Consider the following 16,003-nt stretch of genomic DNA (forward strand, 5'->3'; position numbering starts at 1 on the left):
AAGACAAAGACCGGCAAATAAAAAATGCCGGTTTTTTGTTGAATACCCTAAAACTTTCCCTATTCAAAAAGCGTTTATAAAACTTGACAGGAAAGTTGCATATTTTTAATCTAATAAATGAAATAGAAAAAATTCGGATTATTTAACCTTTTAGATTTATGAAAAAGAAAAATTACTCCAAAAAAATCATGGCGCTGTCATTGATACCTCTGTCGGCAATGGCAACAACCTACACCAATCAGACGCTTACAAGCAAAACAATATCCGTCACCCCAACGATGTCGGATATTTACAAGAATTGTAAAATTACTTCGGCAAATACATCGGCGGGCTTTATTTCCTACAAGGGCGGCGCGGCGGCAGGCAACAGTGCAAGCTTGACGTTCGACGCCACAACGCTAAAGCCTGCGTCCGTAAGCAAGTCATATCCTTTTATCAATTTGCCCGCAGCGAATTTCAATTCATCGTCGGTTGAAATTTCTTTCATAAACGGCACTACCGCGTCTTACGGCAAAATAACGGCATCCACAGGCTATATGTCGGCAAAGGCGGCTCCGATTACAATTGGTCAAGGTACTCCAGAAACTGCAAACCCCGCCTACATAACTTTGAACATCGAAGGCGGCTCTAAAGTTTTGGCGGGAGCGTTTATTTTGGGCGATTGTTATAACAGTAGTAAGAATACGGAAGATAAAAATCCGCACCGCGAATACACTTTAAACATGCAGGGGACAAGCGGCAAAACAAGCTCCTTTGAAGTTTACACATTTGCGATGTACCACGGAGCGGCAAATCCTGCCTCATACCCGAACTTCCAATCCGACAGCATTGTAAACATGTTCGGCTATTCCACAATCAAGACGGGCAGCACATTTATAGTTTCGCACTCGCCAAACGCCTCTGAAGGTAACGCATCTGTATTGGCGACGGGAAATTACAACACCATTGACGTCAAAACCAATTTCCAAATCGGCACCAAGTCGGGGAAAAGCGGAGGTCTCGCTTCAATCGAAATGGAGGGCGACTATAATAAAATTTTGGCAAACGGCAACCTCTTCGCCTTGGGCGGTTCATCGCAAACCGGCGGCGAAAACATGGTATATGTCGAAGGGAATAACAATGAGGTTTATTCAAAGGCAAACATTCAAGTCGGCTATTCCAACGACAGAGAGGGCGGCTTCAACGAATTCGTAGTTGAAGGCGACAACAATAAAATAGAAGCAGGCACGTCTTTTTACGTCGGCTATGGCTCCAACCAAAGCGGCGGCAAAAATTCCGCGTCCATAAGGGGCGAAAAGATCGATTTCCGCGTAGGCGGCATAGCCACAAGCGGAGAAAGATATATCAAAGTCGGCTACGGCTCCAGCCAAAGCGGCGGCACAAACACTTTGGAAGTTATAGGTACTTCATACGCTTACGAAACTTATATAGAATCTAAGGACATTGGAACTCCTAAAAAGTATTCCCAAACGCCAATGACAGTATATGCGAACGTAAGAATTTGTGGAGACAAATTTGACAATGGCGACATACTGCTTGCTTATGTCGGAGACGAACTTCGCGGCAAACAAACAATAAGCAAAATAAAAGACGTAAACGATATAAATAAAAACAAAAACAAAGAAGACGAAGTATCTGTTGCCAATATTTCAATAAATGTTGCTAAAAATGGAGAAACAATTATATTTAAAATTTATGACACATCAGAAAAGAGATTGTATCAAACATATAACTCTTTAGTCTCTACAATCGGTGACAAAACATATACCTCCACAAATGCGTTTACCATAGATGCAGAATTAAACGGCATCAGAACGAACTCCATCCGCATTGGCAACACCAACGCAACAAGCGGTACAAACATTGTGGTATTCAAGAGTACAGATATTACACCTTTTCTTGATGAATACTCAAACTCAAGTATTCATAGAAAGCCAATGCTTCTAAACTTCTTTTCAAACGATTCTATCGTAATTTACGGTTCGCAAAAAGAAGGTTCAACCGTTTACAATGAATTGCGTTTTGAAAACAATGTCGGCGCATTTGTAAATGGCGATAATAACCATGGGGCAAATATCAATATGTCCATAGCTTCCGATAATAACATAAAGGGCGGCACGACAAAGTTTGTTTTGGCAAATACAACCGACAATGCAAACTGTGGCAACATAGTAAGAATTTGGGGGCTTTATGTTGGCAACACCAACACAACAGGAGGTGAAGCGATTTTGGAATTAGATGGGTCCGGCACAATAGTTTCTGCTGACGATTACCTGAGGCTCTCCGCAGGCGCGGGTACAACCTTTGAAAAACCCAAAGGAGGGCATTTGATATTCAAGCCATCAAAATACGGCATATCAACTCTCAAATTTAACAAGATACTTGACATATCGGGGTTGATGACAATCGACTTTTCAAACTTAAAAGATATGTCATCAAAAGAAGACGCAGAATTTGCGACAAACTTCTTCTACAAAAACCAAAACGATAAGGGCATAAAAATTGACGAATCCCTTAAAACAATGTGGGACGAAGGCAGATTTCGCATTTTGGACGTAAACGGCAATGAAATGGCATTGCAATATTTTGAAGCTACAGACGAATATCCCGCATATTTTTACTATAAGGACGAATCATATGGTTTTGAACTCACAATAGACCTTAGATATGACAGTGCTACAATGCACTTTTCAAGAATAAAACCAAAACCCATCTCAATAGAATTTCAACCCGAAAGCCTTGAAAAATTCGCAAACGAAGACGTATTTTTCGATGTAAGAGTTTCGGGAACAAACCCAACGTACCAATGGCAATATTCGGCGGACAACATCACATGGGTTGACATTGAAGGCGCAACAAATTCTTTCTTGGAAATCCCCTCTGCGGCGGAATCGGATGTGGGTTATTACAGATGCATTGTATCCAACTCCTTTGGTTCTGAAATAAGCGATTCAGCGGAACTTTCCATAAAGCCATCTCCATTCCAAACAAATCCAAAAGACATAACAATAAATTACGATGGGAAGAAAAATCCCACTGTTAAGTTTTCTCTCTCTTTGAAAGATGGAATAGGAACAGATGGCAATAACCCTTACGAATGGCAAGTAAAAGAGTATGACTTTGATGGCGACGAATATTTTGATTGGACACCTGTAAACGGAGATCCAAATGCAATAGAAGACAATAACATCCTTACAATAAATAATGTTTCTCCATTTGATAAAAACGGAGACCCGAAGTACAATAAAAACATGTATCGATGCAAAGTAAGAGTTATAAGTGGAGGAGAAATAGCTGAAGCCTATACAAACGCCGCAACGCTGTCAGTCGAAACAATGACTCTTAAAGACGACATGCAGGCAAGCTACGACAAGTATGTAGGAAACGCCTTGAACTTTACGGTTCAGACTTCCAAGATTTTGCAAAGCGCGCCCGACATAGCATACCAGTGGTTCATAAACAAGCTCGACGGCAAAGGCTTTGTTGAAGAAGCGGGCGCAACATCGTCAACTTTCAAGGCGTACACCACCGCGGAAGCTGACGGTTGGCAATACATTTGCGTTGCCTCAAACGGTTTGGACAGAAAATATTCCACAATCTCGACGGTAAACGTGAAAGCAAATCTGAAAATTGCAAGCCAGTCTAAGAAAGTCGCAATTTACGACGGACAAAACACCGTCTTGAAAGTCGATGTAGTCGACGGATACGATGTGACCTACCAGTGGTTTAGGCAAAATCCCGAAACAAAACAATGGGAAGCCATTGACGGCGCGACAGGACCTACCTACGTTGTTGAAGGAATCGCAGAAAACGACGGCGCCTCTTTCCGTTGCGAAATCTTGGATAAATACGGCAAAAAGCTGACATCTTCGACAATCAAAACTCCGATGCGGGAAGCTGCGGCGTTTGCGGAAAACGCAATCAACATTTTGCAAACAAGGGGCTCCGACCCATCGCTAAATGAAAATTATCCATACCAAAGCGAGCCTGTCGAACAGCCAATATATGCCGAATATCCGCTAACGCTTACGGCAAACGCGACCGGCTACTCGCTTAAATACCAGTGGTACTCTTCTTTGGACGGCAAAAATTTTAGGCCAATCGCAAAGGCGACAAAAAACAAATACCAAATAAAAGCTCCGACCGCCTCCGACGAAACGCAGTATTTGATGTGCCAAGTTTACAACTTAAACGACAGCGACATCGCAACCCAGCAAACGATGGTTGTCGCGCTGGATGTTCAAGAATGTCCCGCGCCCTCAGAACTTACAACGCAGGTTTTGAGCTTTGAAGGCGGAGAGTTTGATTTCGATTTCATACCGACATCAAAGAGCAAGTGCGTAATATCAATCGATGGCGGAAATTTCTCCGCAAGCACGAGCTACACTTATAAGAGAGTGTCGCCGACTGCGGCAACGTTCAAGCTTGCCTTGAAGAGCCAGGAATACAACCTCTCGCTTAACGGCACAATGTACTTCGATGAAAGCGGCATTGCCTCAATCGACTCATACTCTGTCAAAAAGTTAAGCGCAGACGACGGCAATCTGCCTGAAGAGATTAACATCACTCTCGAGCAGGATTTGGAAGCGGAATTAAAGCTCTACAACAAAACCAAAACAAACCTCGAAGTGGCAGCCTCAACGCTTGCAAACATGCCGCTAACCTACAACTGGTTTGTTGACAAGCAGGACGGCAACGGCTTTGTAAGCGCGGGCAGCAAGAAGAATGTTTTGTCAATCACTCCCAACGAAACAATGATTGGCTGGACATATTATTGCGAAATCACAAACGGCTACAAAACCATAAACTCTTCCAACGCAATAATCGAAGAGCTTGCCGACAAGGCGGTAATCACAACAAGGCCAAAGGCAGTAACAGTGTTCGATTCCGCCGAAAGCGAAGGCACGTTCACTATCGCGGTAAGCGGAGGCTACTCTCTGACATACCAGTGGCAGGTGTCTTACGACGGCAAGACATGGCAAGACCTTGAAGGCGAAACCAATGAGGAGCTTACCATAAACGGTGCGGACTACGCGGGTACAAAACCGAAGTTCAGATGCGAAATTTACGATGAAGGCTTGAAAGTGCTAACATCGGGCTCGGTTGCGGCAACCGTGAAAAAAGCGGCAAGACTTGACGCGGAAACCCCGATAGCGGTAAGCCAAAAAATCGGCAAGGTTAACGAAGAATGCCCGATTTTCAAAGTCGCCAATAGCGAAAACCCGATTCCGGAAAACACCTGCAACGCAATCGAATATTATCCGATTACAATGACGGCAAACGCAACGGGAGATTCCCTAAAATACCAGTGGTATGAAAACGGCGTCGCAATCAAGGGCGCGACAAAGAAGACCTACACCATCAAAAAGCCCGAGTTCGGAACAAAGGCTTACGGATGCGAAGTCTATAACTTAAACGGCAAAGAGCCCGGGACAAGCGATGCCTATGAATTCATCCTCAATGTCGATTTCATACCAACCCCTGTCGAATTGACAGGCTTGGTATATGACATCAAATCAGGTGAAACACTGCTTGCGACAATGGCGGCGACAACAAAAACCGCATGCAAGCTTGTCGCGCCGGTGGCAAATCCGCAGCTTGTCTTCAATACTTCCACAATGTCCTACAAAAAAACCGGCGACAACACGGCAACATTGAAGCTCACCCTTTCCTACTCGATGCAGGAAGGAGACTCTCCGTCTGCCGACAAGCCGGTCAAGGTTGTGTTAAACGGCACAGTGGAATTCGACAACTTCGGAAACGGAACGTTTAAATTTGATCCGACAGGCGATAAAAACATAGACAACGCCTCCTTATCTTATACATTGCAAAGAAAATTCTCGACAAAAAATCTCCTGCCGCAAACGCTGGCAAACAAGGGATTTTTCTTTGAAGGAACTGACTACTTTATAGACGCCACGGGGAAAAATATGTTCCTTTTGAACACGAACGAAAAGGTCGGCACGATAACCTATAAATATGTATCGGAATGCGTGGCGATATTTACCATGAAAATCGGGAGATCTTCTTACTCTGACGGTGTGTTTATCTTAAATGAAGACAGCCTCTCATATAGGCTGACAACTCCGTCAAAAGCCTTTGAGCAAGGCTCCTGCAAAATTTCAGACGTTAAATAGAGTAAGCTAAAACATTCTTCAAAGCGGCGGATAAAAAAATCCGCCGTTTTTTTTGCGGGGATTTTTTGGATAGTCCATAAAAATAAATTGAAGATTTTTTGCAAATGCCTAACATTTCGCGAAAAACAAAATGGAAAAATTTTCTAACACATACTCTGTAAGAAGTCTCGAGATTTCTCCGAATTACAGGCTTCAACGCGAATATGCGGGGTTTTATTTCCAAGAAATATTCGCGGAGTTTTGCGCCTCAAAAAAAATGGCGGGCTACGATATGGCGCGCATGGGATTAACCTGGCTAATAAGCGACGCGGAAATATCATACAGTCCGAATGAAATGCCGTTTTGGCGCGAAAAAGTCGAACTCGAAGTTGAAGCGGTTGAAATTACGCCCTTGTTTTTTAATGTTGCATTAAGAATGCGCTCAAGCGAATTGAACGTAGCAAACGGCAAATACCGCACTCTGATTGCCGATGCAAAAACCCACAAGCCAAAAAAATTCACGGATTTCATCGACAGATTTCCAAATATATCCGCGCAAAAAACCGATTTTGAAAAATTTGAGATTTCGGGTGAAAAAATCGGGGAAGTTCCACAAAAAGTAAGGCTTCCCGACCTCGATTTCAACCGCCACTTAAACAATGCGCGCTATCTTCCAAGAGCGGTGGAATCAATGCCTGAAAACGTAAGGGAGGAAAAACACCTCGTTTTAAGTCGGCTTAAATTTATAAAAGAAGCGAGGCTTGGAGACGAAATTCTTTCCGAGACATTCAAAAAAGACAATTCAGAATTTTTCCACAAATTATCCCGCAAAAGCGACGGAACAACAATCTGCATCGCAAAAACAATATGGCAATAGCGTTTAAAATCAGAAAGCGTAAAATTGTTTCATTTACGCCGACCATTGTCTGTACATTTAAAAATATTTTACTATAATCGCATTTTTTTAAGATTTTTACAATCTTACTAAAACATTTCCCAATGCGCCAAGAACAATCAAAGCGGCATAAAAAAGGCGGAGCCGAAACTCCGCCTTTAATTTTATCAAAATATCAGATTGCCGCCTGCGCAGCCGCCAAACGTGCGACGGGAACGCGCGGGGGAGAGCAACTTACATAGTTCAAGCCGACATCGTTAAAGAAGCGGATTGATTCAGGATCGCCGCCGTGTTCGCCACAAACGCCAATCTTCAATTTCGGCTTTACGCCCCTGCCCTTTTCAACTCCGATTTTAACAAGCTGACCTATACCTGCCTGGTCGATTGAGGCAAACGGATTTTTTGCAAGAATGTCCAATTCCTTGTATTTTCCGAGGAAAGAACCGCTATCGTCGCGGCTCATTCCAAGACCCGTTTGGGTAAGGTCATTCGTGCCGAAAGAGAAGAAGTCCGCTACTTCCGCAATTTCGTCGGCAGTGATAGCACCGCGCGGAATTTCAATCATGGTGCCCACCATGTACGAGAACTTTACGCCCTTTTCCTTCATTACTTCGGCGGCGACGCGGTGTATTATCGCGACTTGGAATTTCAATTCCTGCACAAAGCCGACTAACGGCACCATGACTTCCGGCATTACCTTTACGGGCTTTCTGCCTTTCATTACTTTTGCCACTGCCTCAAAAATCGCGCGCGCCTGCATTTCTGTAATTTCGGGATAAGAATTGCCCAAGCGGCAGCCGCGATGCCCGAGCATCGGATTCTGCTCCTTCAATGCGTTGCACCTTTCCGCGACAAATTCCGAACTTACGCCAAGCTTTTCTGCAAGAGCGTTTCGTGCGGCGGAATCGTGCGGCAGGAACTCGTGAAGCGGCGGGTCGAGAAGGCGTATGGTGACGGGATGCCCGTCCATTGCCTTGAAGATGCCCTCAAAGTCCGAACGCTGATACGGCAAAAGCTCTGCAAGAGCCGCCTTGCGTTCGGCAGTGTCGCTTGCCAAAATCATTCGGCGCATGGAGTCAATTCTGTCGCCCTCAAAGAACATGTGCTCGGTGCGGCAAAGACCTATGCCCTCAGCTCCCAAAAGCAGGGCGGATTTCGCCTGCGCGGGGCTGTCGGCATTAGTGCGGATGCCGAGTTTGCGATATTTGTCCGCCCACTTCATAACTGTTTCAAAGAGCTGGTATGTGTAGCTCTTCGCGGGCTTCATCTTGCCGTTTAAAACGCGCACGACTTCAGAATCGACAGTGGGAATTTCGCCAAGGAATATTTCGCCCGTAGTACCGTCTATTGAAATATAGTCGCCCTCTTTAACCACGATGTCGCCAACGCTCATCAAATGCTTTGCGTAATCCACATGAATGCTCGAAGCTCCGCATACGCAAACCTTGCCCATCTGGCGGGCAACGAGAGCCGCGTGCGAACTTACGCCGCCGCGCGAAGTCAAAATGCCTTCGGAAGCAATCATGCCGCGCAAATCTTCGGGAGAAGTTTCTTCGCGGCAAAGAATTGTTTTTGAGCCCTTTGAATTTTCAAGCTCCGCCATGGCGGCAGAGAAGACAACCTTGCCTGTCGCGGCTCCGGGACCCGCATTCAAGCCCTTCGCAATAGGCTTTGCCTTCTTGACGGCGGCAGGGTCAAACACGGGAACAAGCAGGCTTGAAATAGATTCCGCGGGAATTTTTCCAACCGCAGTCTTTTCATCCATCAAGCGTTCCTTGTTCATTTCAACCGCAATGCGGACCGCTGAAAGCCCCGTGCGCTTGCCGTTGCGCGTCTGCAACATGTAAAGCTTGTTTTCTTCGATTGTAAATTCAAAGTCCTGCATGTCGCGGAAGTGGCGTTCAAGCTTGGAGCGTATTGCCAATAGCTCCTTGTACGCCTTTGGCATTTCCTTTGAAAGCATCGCGATTTTGTGAGGAGTGCGCACGCCTGCCACAACGTCTTCGCCTTGCGCGTTAATCAAGTATTCGCCATAGAAGACATTTTCGCCGTTTGCAGGGTCGCGTGTAAATGCAACGCCCGTTGCAGAAGTTTCGCCCTTGTTTCCGAACACCATTGTCTGAACATTTACGGCTGTGCCCCAATCTGCGGGAATGCCGTATTTCTGGCGGTAAATAATCGCGCGCTCGTTCATCCAAGAATCGAAGACCGCGCCGATTGCGCCCCAAAGCTGCTCATAAACGTCCTGCGGGAACTGCTTGCCCGTGCGCTCTTTAATCAACGCCTTGTAGCGCGAAACAAGCTCCTTCAAGTTTTCGACATCCAAGTCGGTATCGAGAACGGCACCCACTTCCTTTTTCAAGCCTTCCATGACTTCGTGGAAAGGTTCGGTTTCGGCTTCCGTGCGCGCCTGCACGCCCATAACGACGTCGCCATACATCTGAATGAAGCGGCGGTAACAGTCGTAGGCGAAGCGCGGATTTGAAGTTTTTGCGGCAAGACCTTCAACCGTTTGGTCGTTCAAGCCCAAATTCAAAATTGTGTCCATCATGCCGGGCATGGATTCTCGCGCGCCCGAACGAACCGAGAAAAGCAGAGGGTCGGAAGCGTCGCCAAACAATTTGCCCATCTGCTTTTCAACAGACGCGACGCCTTCCTTGACCGATGCCGCCAATGCCGTCGGATATTTTTTGCCGTTTGCGTAAAAATAAGCGCATACTTCCGTGGTGATTGTAAATCCGGGAGGAACGGGCAAGCCTATGCGCGCCATTTCAGCGAGGTTTGCGCCTTTGCCGCCAAGAAGGTTTCGCATTTTGGCGTCGCCGTCGGTCTTTTTGCCGAACAAATATGTGTATTTTACGGACTTGGGGGATTTTTTTGAGGTTTTAACCGACGATTTTTTTGCAACCGGCGATTTTTTCGATGATGCCTGTTTCTTGGCTTTGGGTTTATTTTCTTTTTTTGCCATAACCTTTTATTGATTGATTATACTCATACTAAAAAAACGCCCCGACCCCGCGATGAGCCTTGCAAAAAAAACACAATGGCAACGAGGCATAAGGACATTTCAAACCCGACGGCAGGCAAAATATAATCGCATTGCGCATTGCGCAAATTCATTGTTTTTGACAGAAGCTGATTTATGTAAAAAAATTATTTATTGGGGTAAATTAAAAAGTACCATAAAACAGCCGCGACAAATTATCAAAAGCAATACGCTTTGTTCAATAATGCCGCCCCCAAAAACAATTTTGCGAAATTTATAATGCCAAAGGTCGAATTTTTCTATGTATAATATGACATAAAAAAGCGGTAGATGTCAACATAAAAACAGAGCAAAAACCGCCATTTAACCAAGAAACCTCGCCAAATTATAAAAATCGAATATAAATAGAAACACAAAAAGCAGAGTAAAGAATGCGCCCACAAAAAACATCTTCAAAAAATGCCCCTTCTTGCGAAGCACATAACGCTCAAATTCCCCATCTATATTTTTCTTGCCAAGTTTTGTGATAAACCTGTCCAAGAAAACGTCAGGAGAAAATATTGCCTGAAAAAATTTGCGCAGACAAAACAAAGAAACGCATAGCCACGATATACACATGACAACGCATACGCATTGAAAATTATTCAGCGTGAAAATTAAAAACATACCCCTTAATATAAAAAGAGTAAATTCCTTACAATTACGCTAATGAAATGTCAACATTTTACATTCCCAAAGAATGTTTTTTTATTTTATTTCACCCTGCGGACCATATTTAGAGCCGAGCTGTACAACCCCGCCCCTCTCGTCTTCGGACCATCCAAACGCCTTGCAAACGGCGTCTTGCAACACTTCAAATTGGGATTTGGAATTGTCGAAATCCGCAAGCAAAAGATTTCTTTCAGCTGCGATTTTTCTTATGAATTTGTTTTGAGTTAAAGCGGCGTCGCGCGTTGAAGGATTGCCTGTTTCGTTAGTCGCCAATATGATTTTTGCGCTTTTATGTTTTTTTGAAATTAAATCAAGGGCTTTAACATAGGCTTCAGACCACGCTTTAATGTCTTTATTTTGAGAAAACTGCGGCTTGAAAACAACCGCGTCGAAAGGCAGAAGGCTTAGCGCGTACGAAACGAGTCTGTTGTAATCGGGATGCAAAACGCCTTTTGATGAATCCCAATAAGTGAAGTTAGCGACGCTTGCAAATTTTTCGCGAAGCCTGTGCGAAACGTGGCGAAGCTCCCCTCCGACAAGAACGATGCGTCTGCCCTCTTTGCTCTTTGCATTAAACCCCATGCACAAATTAAAATCCAAGGGAGAATCCAAACGCCCATCAGGGTTTGAAATACCGCCTTGCCTTAGCAGATTGCGAATAGTTTTGGCGACGAGCAAAGCCTGGAATTTTGTTCCCGCAGGCTTGAAGTGAACGCCGTCATCCGCCCAGCACTCATTTATGTCAAGACCCTGCATTGCGCCCATAAAATCGACTATCGGCAACCCCATCTCTTTTGAAATTTCATACAAGGCGACGTCTTCTATCGGGCGATTGTCTTTTAGCGGAGTGCGGCTCATCAGAAACATTTTTTTTGACGGTGCTTTAGCCTTTATGAAGTTTATCGCGTTTACAATACGCTCCTTTCTGTCTTTCCAAGAAGGGATATGCAAATGCCCGCCATTGTGAAAGCCGATGACGTCAAACTTTCCCTCTTCGAGAGCTATGTTTAGCGCGTAAATGTAGTCGGGGTCGCTCGCGCACATCGAAGATGCCCACGCGGAAACGTTTACGCCGTCTTTTTTCAGCTCTTCCTGCAAGTCGGACTGAAACCCCCTCACAATGGAATCCCCTATCAAAAGAACTCTCGGCGACTTTTCATCGTAAGAGTTAAAGGCAACGAAGTCGGACCAGTCTATGTTCTCCTGGGGCTTTGGCGCAGGATTTTCAGGCTCGAACTGCCTGTAAAGCATGTCGTATGAAAATGCGGGATACGCCAGAAAAAGAAAAGCAAGCAAAGAGAAAAATTTTTTCTTAATCAAAATTTATTCTTTCCAGTTCGAGAAGTCAACCTTGTCCCATTCGGTTCTCGATTGCAAGCGCGAGAATTTTTCATCGGAAAAACCCAAAACGACAAGCGAAAAAGCGAGAATGTTTTCGGGCAAATTAAAAAGGTACGCGAAGTCTTCCATCCTGCTTTGGACGGGATAAATTCCGCACCAACATGAAGCGATGCCCATTTCGCGGGCTTTTAGCAAAATGTTTTGCGTTGCGGCTGAACAGTCGGCAGGATAATAGCCTTCTCCGTCAGGCGACTTGTACTGGGAAAGCGCGTCCGCGCACACGATTACCGCGGAGCCTGCGTCTTTCAAAAAGCCGCAATACGGATGTATTTTAGCGATTTTTGAAAGCATTAAGGAATCGTTTACAGCGATAAACTTCCACGGGCGGCAGTTGCACGCGCTCGGAGCCGACATCGCGGCTTCGAGAATTTTTTCCATCTGCGCTTTTGAAACCTTTTTTGAAGCGTCAAACTTGCGGACCGAACGCCTCGTAAACAATACTTCATCAAAATCCATAAAATGCCTTTCCTAAAATATTATCGTAAAAATTCAAAAATTTGCTTGCTCTAAGGCGTTTTTTTTGCGCTTATAAAGACAAGGTCGGGACCTATGCAATGACGGATTTCCGCGAACCCCGCCAGATTCGGAAGAAAGCAACGGTAGCAGAAACCTCATGTGCCGTAGGCAACCTGACCCCCTTTAACTCTTTTGCCCGAAAGGATAAAAGAGTTTTTTTGCGCCATTTGCCGAAGTTTGCAAAATTCATTTCCATTACGCCACAAGATCCACATTTCCGTCCTCGGATATGACGACAGCCATGCAGACTTCGCCCAAAGTTTTCCTGTAATCGACGTACTTTACCGCCGAATTGTACCGCGCCCCGCGCGTGGCGTCCCCGCTTGAAGTCGCCATTCCGTCCAAAATCGTGCCGATGGAATAGCATACTCCGTTCGGGTCCAAAAGAATCGCCCCGTCAATCGGGGTGAGCGAAGACAAAAGCTGGCGGGAAAGAAGAATCGGCGCAACCGCCGTAGATTGCGACGCCAAACGCCTCGCCTCTTCCTTTGCCCTCTTTGATATGACAAGCATCGTCCCCTTTTTCTCGCGCATTGCGGCTTGGATAAGCTCGATAAGCCTGTCAACCTTGCGAGAGCCTTTGAAAGAAAACACCTTTTTTATCGCCGCGGCAAACTCTCCTCCGTCGTAAGTGGAGCGCGGAGGAACGGGCATGCCGTAGGAAACATCTATCAGAGACTTGCTACCGTAGCGTATGCGCCACTTGTGCATTCCCAAAAAGTCGATGAAAAAGCTTTTGGCGTTTTTCGGCATCCTGCGCGGAAGCTTGGCAAGCCCCAAAACGATTTCAGTGTCGGAATGCAAAACCATTCCGTCTTTTGTAAGCTCCAAAAGCTTGCGCGTAGAGCGCACGTTGCCAAGTCTCGGCATTCCCGAAAACTCGATGGAGCGCGCCATGGCGTTCTGGGGAGCAAGAAGAATCGTTCCAACAGCCTCCCCAAGCTCGTAGGACGTGCGCGAAATCTGGGTGCAAATCGTAAAGAGACGCTCCTTCCAAAGAGACTGCGGCTTGCCCGAAACCCTGTAAACGATGTCGCCAACGAAATTGCGCCCCGCCTGATACAAAATGGAGTCCAACCCGAAGTGGAAGCCTCCCGTCTCCGTAGCATCGGGCGGCATGTCAAGCTCAATGCGGTGCTTTTCCAAAAATTCGTCTATGAGCGAAATAATGAAAGACGTGCTTAAAAAATCGCCGGCGTCGCTTTGGGCGTCCAAAGACGGATAGCCGCTTAAAACGTCTTCGTCAACCCCAAGCACCACAAATATGTTGCGCCCTGTCGAAACCGAAGCTTCCGAAGTAAAAAACTTTAAGTTTTGGGGATTTTTCGGGGAGGCAACAACCGTCCTTAAAATCGCCTCCCTCATATTCGCAAACGGAGAGTCGGGCGAAGTGTAAGAAGACGGCATGTCGGAAATTCTGCGCGAAGGCTTGTCGCTTGAAATTTTTTGGAATGTTTTTCCGAAATCCGCAAAATCGTCTTTTGAAATCCAAAAATCCTTTGGCGCAATTATGTCGAAGTCAAATTCTTTCAAACTCTGCGAAACCTGCTCCGCGCCGCCTTCCGCTTTTGCTTCGCGCTCCGTTTCTGAAACAAGAAAAACAACGGGGCTTGCGTGCTTGTCCATATAAGAAAACAAAGACATTGCCCGCTCGGAGGCATTCTGCAAAAACACGGCATATTTTGCGTTTGGATTTTCAGTCGTACTGCTCATAAAAACTAAACTTATATTTTATTATTTTTAATCTTTGTCAAGTTATGATGTTTTATTGTTGTAAAAAATGCCGCATTTTGCGTTGATAATGAAATGACAGACTATTCTTGGACAACATCGAGGGCGGCGGGAATACTGATGCACATATCGAGCCTGCCATCAAGGCAGGGAATCGGCTCTTTCGGGGAAGGCGCGGAAAAATTTTTGGACTTTCTCACGCTTTCGGGAATAAAATACTGGCAGATATGCCCGCTTACGCCCACGGGATTCGGGGACTCCCCCTACCAGTCATTTTCGGCTTTCGCGTACAACACATATTTCATAGACTTTTTCGAGCTTCAAAAGTTCGGGCTGATAGACGAAGGCGATGCCGACAAACTAAGCGGACTTCCCTCAAAAAAATGCGATTACGGGGCAATCTACCAGACTCTTCCCGACATTTTAAGAAAAGCCGCCCGCAAGTTTTTTGAAAGCCAAAAGCCTTCCCTTTACGATAAATCTTTTGATGATTTTTGCGAAGAAAACAAAGACTGGCTCGAAAACTACGCTCTGTTTTGCGCCCTGAAAAAACGTTTCGGCGGGCTTCCCTGGACAAAGTGGGACGCCGAATTTAAAACGCGAAAAAACATAACATTATCCGACGCAGACAAAGACGAAATATCTTCGGTAAAATTCGGGCAGTACGTCTTTTACTGCCAGTATATGCGCCTTAAAAGAAAAGCCAATTCAAGAAACATCGAAATTATCGGCGACATGCCCATTTTCGTCTCGGAAGACTCAGCCGACGTCTGGGCAAACCCCGAACTTTTCGACTTAAAAAAAGACCTCTCGCCGCGAAACGTCGCGGGAGTAGGCCCCGACTACTTTTCCCCCACGGGGCAGCTTTGGGGAAATCCCCTGTACAGCTGGAAGTCTAACCCAAAAGGAGTGTATGGTTTTTGGGAAAAACGCTTAGAAAAAGCCTTCGGACTTTACGATGTCCTGCGCCTCGACCATTTCAGGGGATTTGCAGACTACTGGGCAATTCCCGCAAATTCGCAAGACGCCTCGAACGGCTCGTGGAAAATCGGTCCGGGCAAACAGTTTTTTGAAAAAATGCGCAAAATTTTCAAAACGGAAAAATTCATCGCAGAAGACTTGGGAATCTTGTCTGAAAGAGCCGTAAAACTTTGCAGGGACATAAACATTCCCACAATGGCGGTTCTCCAGTTCGCATTCGGCTCGGACGCTTCAAACCCCTACCTTCCGCACAACCTCTCGCGCAACATCGTCTGCTATACGGGAACGCACGACAACCCCTCGACGAACGACTGGTACGCCAACGCTGACCCCAAAACACAGGACCATTTTCGGCGTTATTTCGCAACACCCGCGCAGTCGCCGAACTGGAACATGGTTTTGGGCGCGCTGACGAGCGTTTCAAACCTCGCAATCATACCCATGCAAGACATTTTGTCGCTCGGGGCGGAATCGAGAATGAATACGCCCGGAGTTGCGAGCGGCAACTGGCAGTGGAGAATGTCGTTTTTCCAGCTTGAATCTGCCATAAAAAACACTTCCTCCTTTTTGCGAAGCCTTTGCGAGCTAAGCGGCAGGGAAAACAAAACAGAACCCAAAAGCCTGCCCCCCGACCTTCTGAAATTCATCAAATAAAAAAATGCTAAA

8 protein-coding genes and 1 other RNA gene are annotated in these 16,003 nt (G+C 45.7%); 4 read left to right on the forward strand and 5 right to left on the reverse strand.

Going from position 1 to position 16,003, the window contains the following annotated elements:
- The first annotated feature begins 158 nt into the window (after positions 1 to 158).
- The gene (locus tag MOX91_RS06005) at positions 159 to 6,137 is read left to right on the forward strand and encodes a DUF8696 domain-containing protein (RefSeq protein ID WP_370397178.1); all 5,979 of its coding nucleotides are present in this window, start codon (positions 159 to 161) and stop codon (positions 6,135 to 6,137) included.
- A gap of 130 nt (positions 6,138 to 6,267) precedes the next feature.
- Positions 6,268 to 6,993: a hypothetical protein gene (locus MOX91_RS06010; RefSeq protein ID WP_370397179.1), complete on the forward strand. Its 726-nt coding sequence runs from the start codon at positions 6,268 to 6,270 to the stop codon at positions 6,991 to 6,993.
- Positions 6,994 to 7,186: 193 nt separating this feature from the next.
- On the opposite strand, the gene ppdK is transcribed toward MOX91_RS06010, so the two are convergent.
- From ppdK to MOX91_RS06030, 4 genes are all read right to left on the reverse strand, one after another.
- Positions 7,187 to 9,979 carry a pyruvate, phosphate dikinase gene (gene ppdK, locus MOX91_RS06015; protein ID WP_370397180.1) on the reverse strand — a complete coding sequence of 931 codons (2,793 nt, stop codon included), beginning with the start codon at positions 9,977 to 9,979 and terminating at the stop codon, positions 7,187 to 7,189.
- A 381-nt stretch (positions 9,980 to 10,360) separates the two neighbouring features.
- Complete coding sequence (locus tag MOX91_RS06020) at positions 10,361 to 10,663, reverse strand: hypothetical protein (protein WP_370397181.1); 303 nt, start codon at positions 10,661 to 10,663, stop codon at positions 10,361 to 10,363.
- Positions 10,664 to 10,744: 81 nt separating this feature from the next.
- A complete protein-coding gene (locus MOX91_RS06025) occupies positions 10,745 to 12,028 on the reverse strand; it encodes an SGNH/GDSL hydrolase family protein (RefSeq protein WP_370397182.1) in 1,284 nt (427 codons plus the stop codon).
- A 3-nt stretch (positions 12,029 to 12,031) separates the two neighbouring features.
- Entirely contained in the window at positions 12,032 to 12,565 is a 534-nt protein-coding gene (locus MOX91_RS06030; RefSeq protein ID WP_370397183.1) for a nitroreductase family protein, read from the reverse strand.
- Positions 12,566 to 12,647: 82 nt separating this feature from the next.
- Between MOX91_RS06030 and ffs the strand changes: the two genes are divergently transcribed.
- Positions 12,648 to 12,747, forward strand: an RNA gene (gene ffs / locus MOX91_RS06035) — signal recognition particle sRNA small type.
- A gap of 73 nt (positions 12,748 to 12,820) precedes the next feature.
- Here the strand turns inward: ffs and MOX91_RS06040 are convergent.
- Entirely contained in the window at positions 12,821 to 14,338 is a 1,518-nt protein-coding gene (locus MOX91_RS06040) for a hypothetical protein (protein ID WP_370397184.1), read from the reverse strand.
- A 93-nt stretch (positions 14,339 to 14,431) separates the two neighbouring features.
- Here MOX91_RS06040 and malQ point away from each other — a divergent pair, with 93 nt between their 5' ends.
- Complete coding sequence (gene malQ, locus MOX91_RS06045; protein ID WP_370397185.1) at positions 14,432 to 15,991, forward strand: 4-alpha-glucanotransferase; 1,560 nt, start codon at positions 14,432 to 14,434, stop codon at positions 15,989 to 15,991.
- Positions 15,992 to 16,003 lie beyond the last annotated feature (12 nt).

The sequence above is a fragment of the Intestinicryptomonas porci genome (assembly GCF_033971905.1).
In the GTDB taxonomy this organism is placed as follows: domain Bacteria; phylum Verrucomicrobiota; class Verrucomicrobiia; order Opitutales; family Intestinicryptomonadaceae; genus Intestinicryptomonas; species Intestinicryptomonas porci.